Consider the following 18,963-nt stretch of genomic DNA (forward strand, 5'->3'; position numbering starts at 1 on the left):
AATTCAACAATGCGTATTCTTTTAACCGCTGCATTGCTTGCAGCGACCAGCCTTCCTGTGTCTGCACAAAACTGGAAAGATGATTACCGCATCGTGCGGATTGGCATCACTTCGGCTGAAAATGAAGCCGATCGTATGAAGCGCTATGAGCCGTGGAAAGCCTACATGGAAAAAACGCTCGGCGTTGAAGTGGAGCTTTTCACAGCCGGTAGCTATGACGGTATTATTCAGGCTTTGGCTGCTGATCAGATCGAAGTTGCTTCGATCGGCTCATCCGCTTATGCCGCTGCTTATACGGAAACCAATGGTGGCGTGGTACCGTTGCTCGCTTCGCAGGATATGAGCGGTGCAACCGGTTATTATTCGGTCATTGTAACGCGCTGCGATGGCCCATATAAAAAGATCGAAGATCTGAAAGGCAAAGCGGTTGCTTTTGCTGATCCGGACAGCACATCCGGCTATGCCGTGCCATTTTACAATCTGGTACAGCAGGGCTTTAATCCGAATGAATATTTCGGCAGTGTGACCTTCTCCGGTAGCCATGAGGCTGGTGTGCAAGGCGTTGTGGCCGGTTCATTTGATGCGGCTGCGACTTATATTTCCGATATTGATGGTAAGAGCGGTATTCCTGCCCGCATGGTCAGCAAAGGCATGATCAAAGAAGGCGAGATTTGCAAAATCTGGACATCGCCGGAAATTACTAATGGTCCAATCACTGTCCGTGCCAACCTGCCGCAAGATTTAGTTCAAGCCATTAAAGACGCTTACATGAAAGCCCCGGAAGCTGATCCGGCTGCATTCAAATCTATTTCTGGCGGCGAAACATCAAGCGCAAAAGGCTATGTGGAAGTCAATCATGAGCGTTATCAATGGGTTATTGATATGCGTGATTGGTTGAAAAAACAGCGCCGCAGCTAATATCGAAACCGTGACGCCCGCCAATTGCTGATGAAAACAGCGCTTGGCGGGCTCAATCCAATCACAGGAGTGGGCAGATATGAGCGTATATGCAGGCACACTAAGTGCTTCACCGCTGGGGAATTCTGCGCGTGTTGCACCGGCCAAAGCAGACCATATTGCAGAATTTACCCGCAAATACTCACAGCATCGCCGCCGCAGCCGTATGATCTTTTGGGGCACGACGTTGTTTTTCGGGCTGTTGATCTTTCTGACAGCCAATTATGCCAATTTATTTCAGGTCACACAGGTAACCCAAACAGACGGCACCAGAGCCGAGCGTTGGATTTTGCTGGCAGGACTGCCGCGCCTTGGTGATTATATCTGGAAAACAATTCCTGAATTAAGCTTGTCGACACTTTGGGCTGATTTGCAGCACTGGTTCTGGCGCGGACATATATGGGCAAAGCTGTTACTTGAAACCGTGATGATCGCTTTTATGGCCACCATTCTGGGCGTTGCGGGCGGTTTTTTATTATCTTTCACGGCATCGCGAAATCTTGCGCCAAGCCGCTGGATTATGTGGCTGACACGTCGTTACTTAGAAATTGCACGCACAGTGCCGGAACTGGTTTTTGCGCTGATTTTCGTTTTCTGTTTTGGTGTCGGGCCTTTGGCCGGTGTCTTGGCGATTGCGCTGCACAGCACAGGCTCATTGGGCAAACTATATGCCGAAGCCAACGAAAATATCGACATGCGTCCGGTGGAAGGCATCAAGGCTGCGGGTGGCAGCTGGTTTGACCAGATGCGCTATGGCGTGGTGCCGCAAGTGCTGCCAAACACGCTGAGCTATACGCTTTTGCGGTTTGAAATTAATGTGCGGTCATCCTCGGTGATTGGTTTTGTCGGTGCCGGTGGTTTGGGGCAGGAATTGCGCACCGCCGTAAGCTTGCAGGAATATACCGATCTTTCCGCTCTCTTTATCATTATTTTCCTGACTGTTTTTGTTATCGACTGGGCGTCTGAAAAACTCCGTCATCATATTATCGGACTGGAGAAACACGCATGACCGTGCGCGATTATGTGAAAGGATCAGCTTTGACCCTTTCAGATGTGGAACTGAAAAAGTCGATGCCGGAGCTTTTTGCCAAGCCGTTTTCAGTGCGGATAAAACGTGCCGTAATTTTTGGCGTTGTTGCCGCTCTTTTTGCGTGGTGCTTGTGGGAATTTAACATTACACCGCAGCGCATCTGGGATGGGCTTGGCAAATTAGGCAGCGTTTTATCCTTCATGCTGCCACCTTATACCGGCTTTGATGCCCGCGAAATTGCCGAGATCAGCAAAGGTTTGCAGGAAACATTGGCAATCGCCGTACTTGGCACGATTCTGGGTGCGCTTGTCGCCCTGCCGCTGTCATTTTTAGGTGCCAAAAATCTAAATCGTTTTATCTTATTCCGCTTTGGTGTCAGACGCGGGTTTGATATTATCCGCGCCTTTGAAACGCTTATTCTGGCGCTGATTTTCATCCGTGCTTTTGGCCTCGGGCCTTTGGCCGGTGTGCTCGCAATTGCAGTGGGTGAAATTGGCGTGCTGGCCAAACTTTATGCCGAAGCGATTGAAAATATTTCTAAAAAGCCGGTGGAAGGTGTGGTGGCTTCCGGTGGTTCACGTCAGCAAGCGGTGCGCTTTGGTGTGATGCCGCAGGTTATGCCGGTGTTGTTGTCGATCACGCTTTACAATTTTGAATCGAATGTCCGCTCAGGCACAATTTTAGGCATTGTCGGTGCCGGTGGTATAGGCTTCATCCTGTCGGATCGTATTTCTGCTTATCGCTGGGATGAAGTGTGGTCGATTATTATTCTCATCATTGTGATGGTTTATATTATCGACGCATTGTCAAATTTCTTGCGCATGCGACTGATTGGTGCGCCTGCAAAATCATAAAAAAGCGTGACATTTGAATACTTATGCCGCCGATATTATTATCGGCGGCATATATGTTTTCATTCATGAATAGGGGCAAATTTTTGATTGTATTTAGCTCTTTCATTGTGCGCTTTGATTCCGTTCAATTTTGGCTCGGTGCAAATTTTTTTACCCTTAATCGCGCTTTTTTAAGAAAATCATTTACGTCTTAGGGCAAAATTAGGCCGCTTTACCCCACTTTTTTGCTCCATATAAGCTAGGTTGAATGAATGTTGCATTCTATTTGCGCAAAGCCGCAAATGCAGCTCTTCCCCGGCTGTTTTTATGCTCAGAGGAATAACTGAAATATGCTGTTGGCTTGCAAAAGTGGTTGACAGCCGTAATCGACGATGACAGGTTATTTAAAAAATGAATAAACAGTGTTGCTTTATCCATAAAACAACTAATACCATGCGGCGGGAAGCAGTGTTGGTGATTGGTTCGCAAATGGAAATGAAAACACTGTCAGGGGAATAAAATGAACAAATCTGCTTTGGAGACCGTGAGCTTGTGGCTTGCGGGGGATGTTGAAGATACGCCGCCATTTGAAGAACTGAAGGCGCGTCAGGATGTGTTTGTCATGACACGTCAGGCGCAGGCTGCTGTGCTGGCGCCAGCCGATGGCGGTGCCTGGTCGCATGATTTTCGTGCAGCCATTGCAACCCGTATCGCAACGGCAAATAATAATCCTTATCTGGCCAATATTTACGGCAAAGCGGCCGCTGGCTCGCCTTATGCAGAACTTGCGGCAACCGATCATGTGCCGTCTGATCTGGTTCAGCAAAAGGTTGTCGCTTTCATGGATAAAGTGGCCAACAACACCAAAGCCATTGCTGCCGAAGATATTTCGACACTGCAACAGGCTGGTGTTGCGGATGCTGATATTGTCCGTTTGTGTGAATTGAATGCTTTCCTTGCCTATCAGATCCGTGTGGCAGCAGGTCTTGCATCATTGATCGAAGGGGAGCAGGCATAATGAGCGAAGTTATTCATAAATTCACCAAAACTGTTCCTGAATGGCGCCCGCGCGTTAAGCCGGTTGTGCTGGCTGAAGCAACGCCGGAACAGCTGGATGCGTTGAAAGTAACGCCGTCCAACACCAAAGTGTCTGACTATGTGCTGGTTCTGGCGCATGATCCGGAAAGCCTCAATGTTCGCTCGCCGCTTTTTAATACTGTTATGTATGGCAAGGGTGGTTTGGGTCGTGCAGAGCGCGAACTGGGCGCACTTGGTGCTTCGGTGGTTAACCGCTGCGTTTATTGTGCCGCCGTTCATGCGCAACGCCATGCACAGCTCAGCCGCGATGAGAGCGTGACCGATAAGCTTTTCCTCGAAGGTGAAAAAGCAAAGCTCGATCCTAAAAATCAGGCGATTTTTGATTTTGCGCTGAAACTCTCGCAGTTCCCGCCGAAAACAGATGCTCTTGACGCACAAGGTTTGGCAAAAGCTGGTTTGAACAAAGAAGAGGCCGTTGATCTGGTGCTCTCCACAGCCATGTTTGGCTGGGCAAACCGTTTGATGCATGTGCTGGGCGATCCGGTCAAATAATCATTTAGCCGCTGTTTTTGCCAAAGCATTGTGTTGCTCGGGCATTTTCGCTGCCCCTCAACCGGCAGACAGGGAGAGATTATGCGCAATTTAAAGGCTTTGGAGGCCTATCTGGAAGTAGCAACTTTGGGCAGCGTAACAGCTGCTGCCAAAAGATTGCAGCTTTCGCAGCCGTCCGTTAGCCGCATCATTCAGGATCTGGAGCGCGACCTCGGACAAAAACTGTTTGTCCGGGTGGGGCAGCGTCTGGCTCTGACCCAGCAAGGCATGTTGCTACGCGATGACGTTGAGCGCGCCTTGGCAGGTATTGCCGAGGTGTGGGAGCGTGCGCAGGAAGTTGCCAATTTAAAGTCACGGCCTGTGCGCATTGCCTGCATTTCGGCGCTGGCTTTTGGTTTGGTGCCTCATGCCTGGGCGTCATTGAACCAGAAAATCGGCGTTGAAGGTGCAAAACGTATCACCATCCAGACCGATACACCGGAACGGGTGCGCAGTTCCGTTCTCTCGCATGATGCGGATATTGGTGCCACGTCTTTGCCCTTGCAACATCGTGACCAGACCACGCATTGGTTTGGTTGTGCACCTTGTCTTTTGGCGGTGCGCTCTGATGATCCGCTGGCTAAAGAAACAGGCGGTTTGCCATTATCGGTGATTAAAAGCCGTACATTGGTGGAAATGTCGAATGTGCGCGGGCTTCCGGCTCGTATCCGTCAGACATTGAAAAACAACAAAATTGAAACGGGCGGGTTGATCCGCACCAATTCAACCATGAATGCACTGGCGCTGATCCGCGCCGGTGCCGGCGGCCCTTCAGGCACCGTGGGCATTGTTGAGCCGGTGACATCTGCCGGTACGCCGATGGACGGCGTTACTTTGCTGCCATTGGAGCTTGATATTCCATATTGTTTTGGTGTCATCAGCCATAATGGCGTGCAGCTTGGCGAAACGGCACTGGAACTGATTTCTGCTCTTGAAGACGCTGCACATAAGCTTGTGCCGGGTTTTAAAATTCATTCGCCCGAAGAACATCAATCGCTGATTACCCAGCTGGCATTGCTGGAGGACTGATTATGAAAAACTTTCCATCATCCCTTGAAGAACTGAATAAACTGGTTGCCCGTGATCTGGAATATCTGACAATCCCATCCAAAGAATGGGTGCCGGTCAAACAGGCCGAAGGTGAGACATTGCTGGATGTGGCGGTGATCGGCGGCGGTATGGCGGGTTTGTCGGCGGCGGCATCACTCAAACATCTGGGCATCCGCACCGTAATTTTTGATGCGCGTCCAAAAGGTTTTGAAGGCCCGTGGGCAACAACAGCGCGTATGGAAACCCTGCGCTCGCCAAAAAGCCTGACAGGTCCGGCTCTTGGTATTCCGTCATTGACTTTCCGCGCTTGGTTTACTGCGCAGTTTGGTGAGACAAAATGGGAAGAGTTGGATAAAATTCCACGTCTGCAATGGATGGATTATCTGCGCTGGTTCCGCGATGTGCTTAATGTGGAAGTGCGTAATGGCCATCGTATCACGCTGATTAAGCCGCAAGCAGATTACACTGTTCTGGAAATGGAAACACCGGAAGGCAGCCGCACAGTACTGGCGCGCCATGTGGTGCTTGCCACCGGACGTGATGGTTTGGGCGGCCCTTATGTGCCGGAAATCATCAGCAGTCTGCCGCGTCATTTCTGGGCGCATTCTTCGGATGAGTATGATTATAACAGCCTGAAGGGCAAGAATGTTGCCGTGATTGGCGCTGGTGCATCGGCGATGGATAGTGCCGGTACAGCGCTGGAAGCTGGCGCTGCGCGCGTTGATCTGCTCATTCGCCGCAAGGATATTCCGCGTATCAACCGCGGCAAAGGCATGGGCAATCCGGGCTCTGTCTATGGTATGCAAAATCTTGATGGCCGCACAAAACTGGCTATTTACAGCTATGTCGGTGCAGAACAAGTGCCGCCGCCGCGCGCCAGCGTGCTGCGTGTAAGCCGTCATAAAAACGCGTTTTTCCAACTCGGTGCGTCGCTTGATAAAATTACCGTCGAAGGCGACAAGATCGAAATCACCACGCCGAAAGGCCGCCGTCAGTTTGATTTCGTCATCGCCTCAACCGGTTTTCAGATCGATTGGCGTCAGAAAGCATTTCTGTCGGAAATTGCCACCAAAGCCCGCACATGGGAAGAGCGCTTGGCACCACTGACCGGTAATGAAGACCGCTCCTTAATTGAAGCGCCCGATCTGGGCCCGGCATTTGAATTTCTGCCAAAAGCGGGGGTGGAAGCCGAAGGCCTGTCGCGCATCCATTGCTTCTGCTATCCGGCGATGATGTCGCATGGCGGTGTGTCGGGTGATATTCCGTCAATCAGTGAAGGTGCGCAACGTCTGTCACAAGGCATTGCTGCTACGCTTTATCATGAAGATATTGAGCAGCATTTTGCCAATGCCCGTAACTATGACGAGCCGGAAGTTTTCGGCGATGAATGGACAGAAGCTGATAATTACAATCAGAGCGATCTTGAGGAACTGGCATGAATTTTACTGTCTGGCTCATCAAACGATTAGCTCAGGCCGCAATTGTGCTGCTGATTATGTCGGTGGTCGTGTTTCTCGGCCTGCATCTGATTGGTAATCCGGCAGATATTTTGCTGGCGCCGGATGCAACACAGGCAGACCGTGCCGAGCTGATCGAACGTCTCGGTCTCGATCTGCCTGTCTGGCAGCAATATTGGCTGTTTTTGAAAAGCGCTTTGCAGGGCGATCTGGGCAATAGTTTTGTCTATAATACGCCTGCGGTGACATTGATTTTGCAACGTCTGCCAGCCACGCTTGAACTGGCGGTGCTGGCGATGATTTTTGCTGTCTTCATCGGTATTCCGCTTGGTCTTTTTGCCGGATTAAAGCCTGAAAATCCTTTCGCCAAGCTGATCACAACGGGCAGTATTCTGGGCTTTTCGCTGCCGACTTTCTGGGTCGGTTTGCTGCTGATCATGACATTCAGTGTCTCGCTCGGACTGTTGCCTGCCAGTGGACGTGGCACTACGGTGCGGCTTTTCGGGGTGGAATGGTCATTTCTTACCCTTGATGGCCTGCGTCATATGCTTTTGCCTGCGATCAATCTGGCAATGTTTAAAGTGTCACTGGTTATTCGCCTTACCAATGCCGGTGTGCGCGAGGTGAAGTCACTGGATTATGTGCGTTTTGCCCGCGCCAAAGGCTTGTCGCCTTTGCGGGTCGTGCGCCGTCATATTTTGCGCAATGTGATGATCCCGCTGGTGACTGTCCTTGGTATTGAGTTTGGTTCAACCGTTGCTTTTGCGGTGGTGACGGAGAATATTTTCTCGTGGCCGGGTGCCGGTAAACTCATTCTTGATAGTATCAATGCGCTCGACCGTCCTGTGGTTGTTGCCTATCTGATGGTAGTGGTGACACTGTTTGTGACGATCAATCTTGTCGTCGATATTCTCTATCGCGTCCTTGATCCGCGCGTCAGAACGGAGGCTGCGGCATGACTTTGGCTCTCGCAAAACCCCCACGCTCGCCGGTTGCGGAAAATATCCGGATGTTCCTGCGCTCGCCATTGGCTGTCTTTGGCCTTGTGCTTTGTGTATTGATTGCATTAGCCGCAATTTTTGCGCCTTTCATCGCGCCGCAAGACCCCTATGACATGATGGCTATCGACGTGATGGATGCGCGTCTTGCCCCCGGTGAAACCAATATGACCGATGGATACACCTATCTGCTTGGCACTGACGGGCAGGGACGTGATCTGTTTTCGGCTATCCTTTATGGTTTGCGCACTAGTCTGGTGGTGGGCATTGGTTCGGCAACCATTGCCGGTGTGATCGGCATTGTGCTGGGTCTGGTCGCAGCCTATGCCGGAGGCAAAACCGACGCATTGCTTATGCGTCTTGTTGATCTTGTGATGTCGCTGCCATCTATTCTTGTCGCACTTTTGATGCTCGCCTTTTTTGGCCGCGGTGTCGGCAATGTGGTGATCACATTGGTGTTGCTTGAATGGGCTTATTATGCCCGTACAGCGCGGGGTCAGGCGATGGTTGAAAGCCAGCGTGACTATGTGGAATCTGCCCGTGGACTTGGTCTTTCGCCGCTCAGAATTTTGTTGGGGCACATTTTGCCAAACTGCATGCCGCCATTGCTGGTTATTGGTACATTGCAGATCGCACGCGCCATTACGCTGGAAGCAACACTGAGCTTTTTGGGGCTTGGTGTGCCGGTGACAGAGCCGTCACTTGGTCTGCTCGTTTCCAACGGTTTTCAATATATGCTGTCGGGTGATTACTGGATCAGTTTTTTCCCCGGTCTGGCATTGCTGATTTCTATTGTGGCGATTAATCTCGTAGCCGACCGCCTGCGTGATGTGTTTAATCCGAGGGCTTTATCATGAGTGAGTTGCTGCTTGATGTGCGCAATTTGTGCACGCGATTTTACACACAAACAGGCGTTTTGCATGCGGTGGAAGATGTCTCTTTTTCACTGCGTGCCGGTCAGACCATGGGGCTGGTGGGTGAATCCGGCTCCGGTAAATCCGTCACCGGTTTTTCGGTTTTAGGTTTGATTGATCGGCCGGGTCGTATTGTTTCGGGTGAAGTGCGCTTTAAAGGCGAAGACATCACCAAATATTCCAAAAAACAGCTTCGTCATTTGCAGGGTAACCGCATTGCGATGGTGTTTCAGGATCCGATGATGACGCTTAATCCAGTGCTGCGTATCTCTGAACAGATGATCGAAGCCTTGCAGGCGCATGAGAAAATTTCTTATGCCGATGCCCGCCAGCGGGCACGCGATGTGCTGGGTGCTACTGGCGTTCCAAGCCCTGAAAGCCGTTTGGATGCTTATCCGCATCAGTTGTCAGGCGGTATGCGTCAGCGCGTGGCACTGGCTATCGCCATGCTGAATAAGCCTGATCTGATTATTGCCGATGAGCCGACGACAGCGCTTGATGTGTCGATCCAGTCGCAAATTCTGGCGGAAGTGCAGGGGCTTGTGAAAGCCACCAACATGGCGCTGATCTGGATTACTCATGACTTGTCGGTGGTGGCTGGTATCGCTGATACTTTGTCGGTGATGTATGCCGGACGTATTGTCGAAACGGGCAATGTCGGTGATGTACTTGATGATCCGCGCCATCCTTATACGGCAGGGCTGATCGGCAGTTTGCCGGGCAATGCCGAACCGGGCACACGTTTGCAGCAAATTCCGGGCATTGCACCAAACATGTTCCAGCCACCAAAGGGTTGCGCATTTGCGGCGCGCTGCGGCTATGCCACTGAGGCTTGTCAGGTGCAGCCGGAATTTACCGGCTCTGATCATCATCGCTATCGTTGCTTCCATCCGATTGGTGGCGCATTGGCGGATATTAAGACTATGCAGGAGTTGCGGCCATGAGTGAAAACATGAGCACAAAAACACCTGAGGGTTTAAGCGAAGAGCAGCCGATCGTTCTGCAAATGCAGAATATTGAGAAGCGTTTTGGCGGCGGCGGTTCTGCTTTGAGCGAGAAAATGGGGCTTTCACGCCCGCGCCCTGTTGTGCATGCGCTGGACGGGGTGAATGTCACTATTCGTGCCGGTGAGTTTGTCGGTCTGGTGGGTGAATCCGGCTCCGGTAAATCCACCCTTGGCCGCATTGCGGCAGGCTTGATGAGCCCGACCAGTGGTGATGTGCAAGTTTACGGCAAAGAACCATCACGCGAAAATAAAACGCATCTTGATGTGCAGATGATTTTTCAGGATCCGCAGGCAAGCCTCAATCCGCGCAAGCGCATTGATAAGGCCATTGGTGAAGCACCTTTGGTGCATGGTCTCACCAGCCGATCCGGTCTTGATGATTATGTGAGCCAGCAATTGCAGCGTGTCGGGCTTGATCCGGCTATTCGCACTCGCTTTCCGCACCAGTTTTCCGGTGGTCAGCGTCAGCGTATCAGCATTGCACGTGCGCTTTCACTTAATCCGCGTTTTCTGGTCTGTGACGAATCCATTGCAGCTCTTGATGTATCGATTCAGGCGCAAATCCTTAATCTGTTTATGGATTTACGCGAAGAGCTGGATTTGACCTATCTGTTTATCAGCCATGATTTACGTGCGGTGCGCCATGTGTGCGACCGTGTGCTGATTATGTATTTAGGTCGTGTGGTGGAAGATGCACCGGCAAAGGAATTCTTTGCGCGCCCGAACCATCCCTATACCAAAATGCTGCTCTCTGAGGTGCCTGATCTTGCGCAACGCAGCAAATCTTATTCGGCGATTAAGGGTGAAATTCCAAGCCCGATCAACCCGCCGAACGGCTGTCATTTCCATCCGCGCTGTCCGCTTGTCTTTGACCGATGCCGCGTTGAACGACCAGCCTTGAAAAAAGTAGGCGATAAACACATCAGTGCCTGCCATCTCAACGATATCCCCCAATCACAAAATCCTATGGCTCAACAGGAGTTAAACGCATGAAAAATCTGTTCAGTGCCCTCGCAATGACAACCTTTCTATTTTCTGCCAGTGCGATGGCGGAAGATCTGCGCATTGGTTTTGCCGATCCGCTTTCTTCGATTGACCCGCAGTTGAACAACCATGCGGGTGATCACTCTGTTGCTCAGCATTTCTGGCATCCGCTGACCGGCAAAGATGTGGTCAACATGCAGCCGGGCGTTGCCAAATCATGGCGCAATGTCGATCCGCTGACATGGGAATTTACTTTGCATGAAGATGCTGTCTGGTCGGATGGCAAGCCGGTTGTCGCTGAAGACGTGGCTTTTTCCTATGAGCGCGCCCGTGATGTTCCGGGCAGTGTTGCCACCGTTAAAGGTTTTATCCGTACCGTTGATAAAGTGGAAATCATTGATGATCATCACCTGATTATCAAAACCACTGTGCCTGATCCTTTGCTGCCGGTAACACTTTCCAGTCTTTACATTGTCAGCAAACATGTTGGTGAAAAATCAACTACCGAAGACTATAATAGTGGTAAGGCGATGGTGACCAACGGGCCTTACAATTATGCAGGTTATACACCGGGCGACCGCGTTTTGATGAAGCGCAATGATGCCTATTGGGGTGACAAGCCTGAATGGGAAAATGTCACTTACCGCTATATCAATAATGGTCCTGCCCGTACGGCTGCACTTCTCGCCAAAGACGTGGATGTGATCGACAAAGTATCGGTTGCTGACATTGCCAAGCTGGAAAAATCCGAAGGCGTTAAGGTCTATGCTTATCCGGGCTTGCGCGCGCTTATCATGCAGCCGAGCTTCAATCCGGAGCCTTCAAAATATTTGACCGACAAAGCCGGTAATCCTTTGAAGGAGAATCCGCTTTTGAACCAGAAAGTGCGTGAAGCGCTTAACGTGGCGGTCAACCGTGAAGGTCTCATCAGCCGTATCATGCAAAATGGTGCAACTTCTGCCAATCAGTGGATGCCTGAAGGCACATTCGGTTATGATCCGGATACGAAAGACATTCCGTTTGATGCTGCAAAGGCCAAAGAGCTTTTGGCTGACGCCGGATATCCGGATGGATTTAAAATGACCATCCACGTTCCAAGTGATCGTTACCCGCAAGGCCCTGAAACCGCACAGGCTCTGGCGCAATTCTGGTCACGTGTTGGTGTGGAAACACAGGTCGAAGTCGTGCCATTCTCGGTTTATTCCGGCAGCGCCAATAAGGGCGAATATGCCATGACCATGATTGGTTGGGGCAATGGTACCGGTGAAGGCACCTATGCCATGACCTCAATTTTGGCGACACCAAATAAAGAAAAAGGCTTGGGTGCTTCCAACTGGGGCAATTATAGCAGTGCTGAATTTGACAAGGCGCTGGCGGATGTAACGTCCGAGTTTGACAATGCCAAGCGTGAAGAAATCATTCGCAATGCCGTTAAGATCGTTGCGAAAGATGTCGGCATTATTCCGCTGTTCCATTATAAAAACATCTGGGCAGCGCGTGATGATCTGAAAGTTGTGCCTTGGAACAGTGACCGCACCGTTGCGATGCAGGTCAGCAAAATCAAAGCCGACTAAGGAGAAGCTTAATGTTGAAAATATCAGTTGAACCAGAGGTTGCGCTGATTGATGTGGAGCGCCGGATTACTATTTCCGGCGCGACGCCTCATAGCAAAATTACCGTGCAAAGCCTGACCAATCGTGCAGGCTTTGACTGGAAAAGCGAGGCCGTATTTGAGGCGGACGCGCAAGGTGTCGTTGATCTCACCCGTGATGCATCTCTTTCAGGTGATTATCAGGGCGTGTCGGCAATGGGGCTGATCTGGTCGCAGCATCATGGCCGTGAAGGCATGCTACCGCAGTTTAACAAAGATTTGTCGCAGCCGCTTGAAACAGTTCTGACTGTTCGTGATGGCGAAAAACATGCGGATGCATACCTCGTCCAGACATTGATGGCAGAAGGTGTCACGCGTGAAGAAGTGCGGGTTAACGGTTTAGTCGGCACGCTTTACCGTGCTGCCGGTGATAAACCTGCCCCCGCTGTGATGATTATGAATGGTTCTGGTGGCGGCATCAATGAGCCACGCGCGGCTCTTTATGCGTCTCGCGGCTATCATGCCTTGGCACTTGGTTATTTTGGCGCGGAAGGCCTGCCGAAATATATCTCCAACACGCCGTTGGAATATTTCGAAAAAGGCCTTGATTGGCTGCGCGAAACAGTCAAGCCGGAGGATGATTTTGTCGCGATCAGCGGCCAGTCGCGCGGCGGCGAACTTGTCTTGCTGCTGGGCTCGACTTTCCCTGAAAAAGTGTCGGCGGTGATTGGTTATGTTCCAAGTGCTTTTGTGCATGGCGGACAGGCCGCAGCTGATCCGGCATTAGGGCGCGATGGTCCATGCTGGCTTTATCAGGGCAAACCGCTGACCCATATCTGGGATAATAACCGTTTTGCCAGCTGGAAGCCTTATGATGACGGCGAGCAGCCGCGCCGCAATAGCCTTGCTATGCGCACTGCATTGGCTGACCCTGAGGCAATGCGTATTGCGCGTATTCCGGTTGAGAAAATTGCTGGGCCGGTGATGCTGATTTCCGGTGGTGATGATGGCGCATGGCCGTCAGATTATTATTCGTTGTTGGTGCAGTCGAGTTTGCTGGCGGCTAAACATGCCTTTCCGGTGGAGTGGTATAATCTGCCGGAAGCAGGTCATTCGATCTTGTTTCCATATGTGCCGGCCACACAGATTGTCCATGCTCATCCGGTCAACGGTAATCTGACGACAATGGGCGGCGATGCCAAGCATAATGCGCAAGCTAATGAAGCTTCATGGCAGGCGGTGTTAAAGTTCTTGCAACAGGCAACCGCTGATAAAAATTAAAATGATTGAGACATGCATGTCTCTGTGCAGGGTTGTTTTTAAACCTCGAATAAAGTCAGATAGGAACGGTTCGGATTATGAAAATCCGAACCGTTTTTTTACTATTTCCAGACATTGAGTTGCATGGAAATAATTGGAGAATATCTATGTCCGGCGCGATCAATTTAGCCGCAGCCCGCGTTAAGGGTTTGCAAGACGATGTCACGATTAATGTGGATCAATGGGGCGTTGCTCATATCAATGCGCAAAATCTGCATGATCTGTTTTTTGCGCAAGGCTGGAATGCGGCGCGTGATCGTCTTTGGCAAATTGATCTGGCACGTAAACGCGGCCTTGGCCTGTTGGCGCGTGATTTTGGCCCCGGCTATCTGGAGCAGGATAAAGCCGCAAGACTGTTTCTTTATCGCGGTGACATGCAGCCTGAATGGCAGGCTTATGGTGAAGATTCTGAAGAAATTTGCACAAGCTTTGCGCAAGGGATCAATGCTTATGTTGATGGTTGCCTGAGCGGTGAAAACGAATTGCCGCCGGAATTTACTTTGCTTGGCACCAAGCCCGATCATTGGGCGGCAGAAGATGTGGTGCGCGTGCGCAGCCACTCGCTGGTAATGAATGCCACTTCCGAATTAACCCGCGCAAAAGTGATGGCAGCAGCGGGTAAAGAACTTGGTGCGAAACTCGATTTATTGCGCAAACAACTGGTGCTCGGCAACGTGCCGCAGCCGGTTGAGGGCTTGGATCCGGCCGTTGTCACAGACAGGGTTTTGCGTGATTTCCGTCTGGCGGTTAGTCCGGTTAATTTCTCAAAAGAGCGCCTTGCGGCAACGCTAGATGAAGCACGTTTTTGGACGGCTGTGACACCGGCGGGTGAAATTGATCGTGCGCCTTTTGAGGAAGGCTCGAACAATTGGGCCATTTCGGCAGATAAAACAGCAACAGGTCGCCCGATTTTGGCACTTGATCCGCATCGTACCCATGTTTTGCCATCCATCCGCTATGTGGTTCATTTGACCATGCCGGGGCTGGATGTGATTGGTGCCGGTGAACCCATGGTGCCGGGCATCTCCATGGGGCATAATGGTACTGCCGCTTTTGGCCTGACAATTTTTGGTGCCGATCAGGAAGATATTTATGTCTATGACACCAAAGAAGGCGCACCGGATCAATATGTCTATGGCGATAGTTTTGAAACTGTAACCACAATTGCAGACACTATTCCGGTTAAAGGTCACCCTGATCAGGCGGTGGAATATAAATTCACCCGTCACGGCCCTGTACTTTACGAAGATAAAGCCAATAACCGTATTTTTGCATTGCGCACAGTGTGGATGGATGCAGGCATGGCGCCTTATATGGCCAGCCTTTCGGTTATGCGTGCCAAAACCTATGCCCGTTATGTCAAAGCACTGGAAGGTTGGGGCTGCCCGTCGGTCAATCATATCTATGCTGACACGGCCAATACGATTGCATGGAAACCATCAGGTGCCACGCCTATTCGTGATAATTGGGACGGTCTTTTGCCGGTTCTTGGGCATGGTCAATATGAGTGGAACGGCTATCTGGCGCCGGAAGCAGGACCTGTCGCGGTTAATCCGTCATGCGGTTTTGTAGCAACTGCCAATGCTTTGAATATTCCGGCAGAATGGACAGCTAATAATCCGGCTATTGGTTATGAATGGGCAGATAGCAGCCGTCAGGATACATTATATCGCGAATTGGGTCGTGATGAACCAATTACACTGGCTGATTGCGTGGATTTGCAGGTTTCGACTTTTTCGCCAATTGCTGCGCGTGCGCTGAAGCGCCTTCATGCTTTTTTCAAAGCGGATGATGCCCATGAGGCATGGCAGATTTTGCGTGATTTTGACGGCAATCTGGTTGCTAGTTCGCCTGCTTCCGCCTTATTTGAAGTCTGGTTCAGCAAGCATTTAGGCAAATTGGTTGCCAAGCGCGAAGGTGCAACGCCTGAAGTCATGGCTTTGCTGATGCCGTTTGATTCACAAAATATCGTTGGCTGGTTGGAAAAGGCTGATGTAACTGCTGAATTGACCGCCGATATTCAGGAAAGCCTGAGCAATGCGATGGCTGAGTGCCGCAGTTTCATGGGTGATGATGCAAGCCAGTGGAGCTGGGGTGCTATCCATAAGCTTGAATTGCGCCATCCGCTTCAGTCATTGACAGAAAACAACTGGTCGATGGATTCCGTGCCTGTCGGCGGCAGCAGTTCGGCGCTCAATTTAGCCAATTATCGCTTGAGTGATTTTTCGGTGACATCAGGCCCATCTGTCCGCATGGTTATTGATGTGGGCGCTTGGGATAATAGCTTGTTTGTTAATAATCCGGGACAGTCGGGCGTGCCGCATTCTGAGCATTATGGCGATTTGTTGAAAAACTGGCATCAGGCCAAACATGTGCCGCTTGTTTATTCCCGCGAAGCGGTTGAAAAAGCAACGACAATGCAGATTAAGCTGACGGCGCAATAAAACTGATTGCTGATCTGGGGCAGGCACAATTAGCGTTGTAATTGCCCCAGATCGCGCAAATATTGCGCTTCAATCTCGCTTAAAACGGCATATTCTTTGGCCATAAAATCCAAAAGTTTACGAACAGAGGGCAAGAGGCCGCGCCGTGAAGGAAAGACGGCATGGACAATGCCCGCACGCGGTGTCCATTGTGGCAGAATATCAATAAGCCTGCCCGCCTTGAGATCATCATGCACCATGATTGTCGGTAACTGGCACACGCCGACACCGGCAAGGGCAGCATGTTTGAGCGTCACCATATCTTCTGTGACGAGACGTGGCGCATAAGGGATTTTGATGCTGGCGCCATCGGGGCCATCAAGGCACCATGTATGTTCGCCCTGCGTTGGCCCCCATGCAAAACTTGGCATAACCGAGAGGTCGGCAGGCACCATCGGACGTGTCATGCAATGCGCCAAAAGATCGGGGCTGGCGACAAGCCTTTGGGTGCTGCTACCAAGATTGCTGATAATAAGATCGCTGTCTTCCAGCGGTTGAAACCGCACACGAAACACTAGATCATAGCCCTCGCGGATCACGTCAACACGCCGGTTGGTGTTATCGAGGATGATGTTCACTTTTGGATATTGCGCCATAAAACGCGCCGTAATTGCGCCGACCTGCAAATAGAGCAGTGAAGGGGGGCAGTTGATTTTAATCGTGCCCTGTGGCTCTGAATGAACACGGTGAATAACATCGCGTGCCGCATCAGCTTCAATCACCATGGCTTTGCAGTGATGGTAAAATTCCTGCCCGATATCGGTGACGATAAATTGTCGTGTAGAGCGCTGGATCAGGCGAACACCGAGGCTTTCTTCCAACAGACCAATACGACGGCTTAATCGTGAACGCGGCAGGCCGAGTTTGCGCGCTGCTGCCGAAAAACCGTTTTGCTCGACCACATCCACAAATAAACGAAAATCATTGAGGTCTTGCATTCTCAGGTTCCGATCCGGTGATTGTCCTGTTTTTAGGATAGTGATGCATGATTTCGCTGACTACTCAATCTTTTGTCGCAGGAATATATCTGTTGCAACAGATGAACAAGCAGTTTGGCTTGCAGGAGTAATGATGTGAGAAAAGTTATTGGAATTTACAACAGTCCGGCACAACACTGGGTTGGTAATGGTTTTCCGGTACGCACCATGATGTCTTATGGCACGATGGGCGAACATATCAGCCCTTTTCTGCATTTGGATCATGCAGGGCCAATGGAATTTGCGCCGACCTCAGAGATGCGCGGCGTTGATGCCCATCCGCATCGTGGCTTTGAAACCGTGACGATTGTGTATGACGGTGAAGTGGAGCATCGGGATTCGACCGGAGCGGGTGGCATTATTGGTGCCGGTGATGTGCAGTGGATGACGGCAGCAGCCGGCATCATGCATGAGGAGTTTCACTCGCCTGCTTTTGCTACTCGCGGTGGCTTGTTCAATATGGTGCAGCTTTGGGTGAATTTGCCTGCAAAAGATAAAAATGCCGATCCTGCTTACCAAACTCTTTTGAATGCCGATATTCCCTCGGTTGAATTGCCGCAAAAGGCCGGTCGCTTACGGGTGATTGCCGGAGATTATAACGGCCATAAAGGGCCGGCACGGACATTCTCACCGATCGATCTTTGGGATGTGCGCCTCACGCAAGGCAAATATACCACTTTGGATTTGCCGGTTGGCCATACGGCTGGCTTGGTGATTTTAAAGGGCGAGATAACCATTAACGGTAATACACAAGCGCACGCCGGCCAGTTCGTGCTGCTGGATCAGACTGGTTTTGATTTCAACATGGAAGCGATGAGTGATGCTTCGGTGCTGGTGTTAAGCGGTGAACCTTTAAACGAACCAGTAGCCATGCGCGGGCCTTTTGTCATGAACACGGCGGCCGAGTTGCAGCAGGCTTTTGCTGATTTCAGGGCAGGCAAGTTCGGCACTATTCCGGCTTAAGTTTTTCAACCCGTTTCAATTTCTAACCCCCGATGAGGCCAGCTTTCTGCCGCTGTCTTTTTATCCTTCAAATGTGCAGATCAAACAGAGGTGTAACAATGTCAAAGACCTATAACCGTATCGACAAAGATAATGCTGCTATGCTGCTGGTGGATCATCAGTCCGGCCTGTTGTCACTGGTGCGTGATATCGACCCTGACAAATTCCGCAATAATGTGTTTGCGGTTGCTGATATTGCCCAATATTTCAACCTGCCAACCGTGCTGACCACCAGTTTTGAAGATGGCCCAAATGGCCCTCTGTTGCCGGAGCTGCATGAAAAACTGCCTGATGCAGCCTTTATCCCGCGCCCTGGCCAGATCAATGCCTGGGACAATGAAGATTTCGTCAAAGCGGTCAAAGCAACCGGCAAAAAACAACTGATTGTTGCAGGTGTGGTGACGGAAGTTTGTGTAGCATTTCCGGTGCTTTCAGCGCTTGAGGAAGGCTATGAGGTTTTCGTAGTGACGGATGCCTCCGGCACATTTAATGAAATGACCCGTCATGCGGCTTGGAGCCGTATGGAACAGGCCGGTGCACAGCTGATGTCATGGTTTGGTCTTGCATGTGAGTTGCACCGTGACTGGCGCAATGATGTGGAAGGTCTGGGCACTTTGTTTGCCAACCATATTCCTGATTATAAAAACCTGATGGACGGCTATGCCCGCGCTCAGGCAAATGCCAAAGCTTAATCAGTCATAGGGTAAACCTTGTTCTGAGTGATAAATTACG

17 protein-coding genes are annotated in these 18,963 nt (G+C 50.8%); 16 read left to right on the forward strand and 1 reads right to left on the reverse strand.

The window, feature by feature from the left end; genetic code table 11:
* Window positions 1-9: 9 nt before the first annotated feature.
* From phnD to ABDZ76_RS10590, 14 genes are all read left to right on the forward strand, one after another.
* Window positions 10-918: a phosphonate ABC transporter substrate-binding protein gene (gene phnD / locus ABDZ76_RS10525; RefSeq protein ID WP_343805163.1), complete on the forward strand. Its 909-nt coding sequence runs from the start codon at window positions 10-12 to the stop codon at window positions 916-918.
* A 79-nt stretch (window positions 919-997) separates the two neighbouring features.
* Entirely contained in the window at window positions 998-1,966 is a 969-nt protein-coding gene (phnE, locus tag ABDZ76_RS10530; RefSeq protein ID WP_343805165.1) for a phosphonate ABC transporter, permease protein PhnE, read from the forward strand.
* Window positions 1,963-2,841: a phosphonate ABC transporter, permease protein PhnE gene (gene phnE / locus ABDZ76_RS10535; protein WP_343805167.1), complete on the forward strand. Its 879-nt coding sequence runs from the start codon at window positions 1,963-1,965 to the stop codon at window positions 2,839-2,841. Before phnE (ABDZ76_RS10530) ends, phnE (ABDZ76_RS10535) begins: the two co-directional genes overlap by 4 nt.
* Window positions 2,842-3,340: 499 nt before the next feature.
* Window positions 3,341-3,838, forward strand: a complete 498-nt coding sequence (locus ABDZ76_RS10540) for a hypothetical protein (protein ID WP_343805169.1) — start codon at window positions 3,341-3,343, stop codon at window positions 3,836-3,838.
* Window positions 3,838-4,410 (forward strand): peroxidase-related enzyme, encoded by a 573-nt coding sequence (locus ABDZ76_RS10545; RefSeq protein WP_343805171.1) that lies wholly within the window; start codon window positions 3,838-3,840, stop codon window positions 4,408-4,410. Before ABDZ76_RS10540 ends, ABDZ76_RS10545 begins: the two co-directional genes overlap by 1 nt.
* An 81-nt stretch (window positions 4,411-4,491) precedes the next feature.
* Entirely contained in the window at window positions 4,492-5,478 is a 987-nt protein-coding gene (locus ABDZ76_RS10550) for a LysR family transcriptional regulator (RefSeq protein ID WP_343805173.1), read from the forward strand.
* Between the two features lie 2 nt (window positions 5,479-5,480).
* The gene (locus ABDZ76_RS10555; protein ID WP_343805175.1) at window positions 5,481-6,938 is read left to right on the forward strand and encodes an NAD(P)-binding domain-containing protein; all 1,458 of its coding nucleotides are present in this window, start codon (window positions 5,481-5,483) and stop codon (window positions 6,936-6,938) included.
* Window positions 6,935-7,915, forward strand: coding sequence for an ABC transporter permease (locus tag ABDZ76_RS10560; RefSeq protein ID WP_343805177.1), 981 nt, complete (start codon window positions 6,935-6,937; stop codon window positions 7,913-7,915). The genes ABDZ76_RS10555 and ABDZ76_RS10560 overlap by 4 nt, the downstream gene beginning before the upstream one ends.
* Window positions 7,912-8,811, forward strand: coding sequence for an ABC transporter permease (locus tag ABDZ76_RS10565; RefSeq protein ID WP_343805179.1), 900 nt, complete (start codon window positions 7,912-7,914; stop codon window positions 8,809-8,811). Before ABDZ76_RS10560 ends, ABDZ76_RS10565 begins: the two co-directional genes overlap by 4 nt.
* Window positions 8,808-9,812: an ABC transporter ATP-binding protein gene (locus ABDZ76_RS10570; protein WP_343805181.1), complete on the forward strand. Its 1,005-nt coding sequence runs from the start codon at window positions 8,808-8,810 to the stop codon at window positions 9,810-9,812. Before ABDZ76_RS10565 ends, ABDZ76_RS10570 begins: the two co-directional genes overlap by 4 nt.
* Window positions 9,809-10,867, forward strand: a complete 1,059-nt coding sequence (locus ABDZ76_RS10575; protein ID WP_343805183.1) for an ABC transporter ATP-binding protein — start codon at window positions 9,809-9,811, stop codon at window positions 10,865-10,867. Before ABDZ76_RS10570 ends, ABDZ76_RS10575 begins: the two co-directional genes overlap by 4 nt.
* Window positions 10,864-12,432: an ABC transporter substrate-binding protein gene (locus ABDZ76_RS10580; RefSeq protein WP_343805185.1), complete on the forward strand. Its 1,569-nt coding sequence runs from the start codon at window positions 10,864-10,866 to the stop codon at window positions 12,430-12,432. Before ABDZ76_RS10575 ends, ABDZ76_RS10580 begins: the two co-directional genes overlap by 4 nt.
* Before the next feature lie 11 nt (window positions 12,433-12,443).
* The gene (locus tag ABDZ76_RS10585; protein WP_343805187.1) at window positions 12,444-13,730 is read left to right on the forward strand and encodes an acyl-CoA thioesterase/bile acid-CoA:amino acid N-acyltransferase family protein; all 1,287 of its coding nucleotides are present in this window, start codon (window positions 12,444-12,446) and stop codon (window positions 13,728-13,730) included.
* A gap of 146 nt (window positions 13,731-13,876) precedes the next feature.
* Window positions 13,877-16,213, forward strand: a complete 2,337-nt coding sequence (locus ABDZ76_RS10590) for a penicillin acylase family protein (protein WP_343805189.1) — start codon at window positions 13,877-13,879, stop codon at window positions 16,211-16,213.
* A 29-nt stretch (window positions 16,214-16,242) separates the two neighbouring features.
* On the opposite strand, the gene ABDZ76_RS10595 is transcribed toward ABDZ76_RS10590, so the two are convergent.
* The gene (locus ABDZ76_RS10595) at window positions 16,243-17,190 is read right to left on the reverse strand and encodes a LysR family transcriptional regulator (protein ID WP_343805191.1); all 948 of its coding nucleotides are present in this window, start codon (window positions 17,188-17,190) and stop codon (window positions 16,243-16,245) included.
* A 135-nt stretch (window positions 17,191-17,325) separates the two neighbouring features.
* On the opposite strand from ABDZ76_RS10595, the gene ABDZ76_RS10600 reads away from it, so the two are divergent.
* Window positions 17,326-18,192 (forward strand): pirin family protein, encoded by an 867-nt coding sequence (locus tag ABDZ76_RS10600; protein WP_343805193.1) that lies wholly within the window; start codon window positions 17,326-17,328, stop codon window positions 18,190-18,192.
* 98 nt (window positions 18,193-18,290) lie between these two features.
* A complete protein-coding gene (ycaC, locus tag ABDZ76_RS10605) occupies window positions 18,291-18,923 on the forward strand; it encodes an isochorismate family cysteine hydrolase YcaC (RefSeq protein WP_343805195.1) in 633 nt (210 codons plus the stop codon).
* The last annotated feature ends 40 nt before the right edge of the window (window positions 18,924-18,963 follow it).

The organism is Paenochrobactrum glaciei, from assembly GCF_039522165.1.
In the GTDB taxonomy this organism is placed as follows: Bacteria; Pseudomonadota; Alphaproteobacteria; order Rhizobiales; family Rhizobiaceae; genus Paenochrobactrum; species Paenochrobactrum glaciei.